Annotated in this window: 1 protein-coding gene; it reads right to left on the bottom strand. The window is 45.4% G+C overall.

Translation table 11 applies throughout. From position 1 onward, the window contains the following. Positions 1-1,874 (bottom strand): transketolase (gene tkt, locus AC5KOD_RS02760; RefSeq protein WP_496913011.1); only part of this gene is annotated, 1,874 nt, incomplete at both ends.

Genomic DNA, 1,874 nt, shown 5'->3' on the forward strand with positions numbered 1-1,874 from the left:
ATAGCGTTCCCAACCAAAGCTTGCACCCATTTCAACTGCGACACGTTTAGTCACTGCTTTTGGTAGTACACTTTCTTTATAGGCTGCATCCTGTTTGTCAAACAAATCTGTACTTGGCATTGATACCACTGAAACATCTTTGCCAGCTTTAGCTAATTCTTTTTGGGCCTCAACTGCTAATGCTACTTCAGAGCCTGTCGCAATCAAGATGCCGTCTGGTGTATCACCTTTTTGTGGCGATAAGACATACGCGCCTTTCGCTACACCGACCTCTGCTTTTTCTTTTGTGCCGGCTAACACAGGTAAGTTTTGACGAGTCAAAGCTAATACTGTCGGATGATCCGTTGAACTCATTGCTAGTTTCCAAGCCGCCCGCACTTCGTTTCCATCTGCTGGACGTAATAACGAAACATTTGGCATTCCACGTAGGCTTGATAATTGTTCAATTGGCTCATGTGTTGGACCATCTTCTCCAACTGCGATCGAATCATGAGTCAGCACATATGTGACTGGCACGTGTTGAATCGCCGCTAGACGAATCGCTGGACGCATGTAATCCACAAAGACGAAGAACGTCCCGCCATATACTCGTGTCCCACCATGTAAGGCAATCCCGTTCATTGCGGCTGTCATAGCAAACTCACGGACACCAAACCAAATATTGCGCCCCTCATATTGCCCTGGTTCAAAATCCTTCTCCCCAGCAATCATCGTGTTATTTGAGGAGCTAAGATCGGCTGATCCGCCCCAAAGTGTTGGCACTGTTTTCGCTAAGGCTTGAATCATGTCTTTGCTTGTCACACGACTTGCTAATGCGTCATCTGAGACGTCAAAGCTTGGCATTTCTGCGTCCCAGTTTTCTGGTAATTCATTGGCATAAGCAGCTAAAAATTGTTCTGCTAGTTCTGGGTATTCAGCTTTATAGCTAGCAAATAACTCATTCCAAGCAGCTTCAGCGGCTTGCCCCTTTTCATTGATCGCTTGTTTAAATCTTGCTTTCACTTCCTCAGGCACCACAAATGCTGGATAATCCCAACCGTAAGCTTTTTTAGCTGCGGCAATTCCATCTGCTCCTAAAGGCGCTCCGTGAACTTTGTTAGTGCCGGCGTTTGGTGCTCCAAATCCGATCACTGTTTTAATTTCAATGATGGTTGGATGAGTAGTATCAGCTTTTGCTTCATCAATTGCTTGTGAGATAGCCGCTAAATCGGTCCCGTCTTTCACCAAAATATGTTGCCAGCCAGTCGCTTCAAAGCGTCCTTTAACGTCTTCACTAAAGCTTTTATCTAACGGTCCATCTAATGAAATATCATTGGAATCATACAGCACGATTAATTTATCCAGCTTCATATGACCAGCCATAGAGATCGCTTCTTGTGAGATACCTTCCATTAGATCACCATCGCCACAAATCGCATACGTATAATGGTCAACAATGTTGAAGGTTGGTTTATTGTAAGTAGCTGCTAAATGAGCTTCAGCCATGGCAAACCCAACACTCATCGCAATTCCTTGACCTAGAGGCCCTGTTGTCGCTTCAACGCCGTCTGTATGATGAACCTCAGGATGACCAGGTGTTCGGCTGCCCCATTGACGGAAGCTTTCTAAGTCAGCTGTTGTCACATCGTAGCCTGCTAAATGTAGCAAGCTATAAAGCATCGCTGAACCATGACCTGCCGACAAGATAAAACGATCCCGATCAACCCAGTTGCGTGACGTACTTGGGTTAATTTTCAAGTGCTTTGTCCATAAGGCATACGCCATTGGTGCCGCTCCCATTGGTAAGCCTGGGTGTCCTGAATTTGCTTTCTGAATTGCGTCCATACTTAGGGTACGGATTGAGTTAACGCCTAGTTCATCGATTTTATCAAACA

It is taken from the genome of Vagococcus sp. WN80Y (assembly GCF_059621045.1).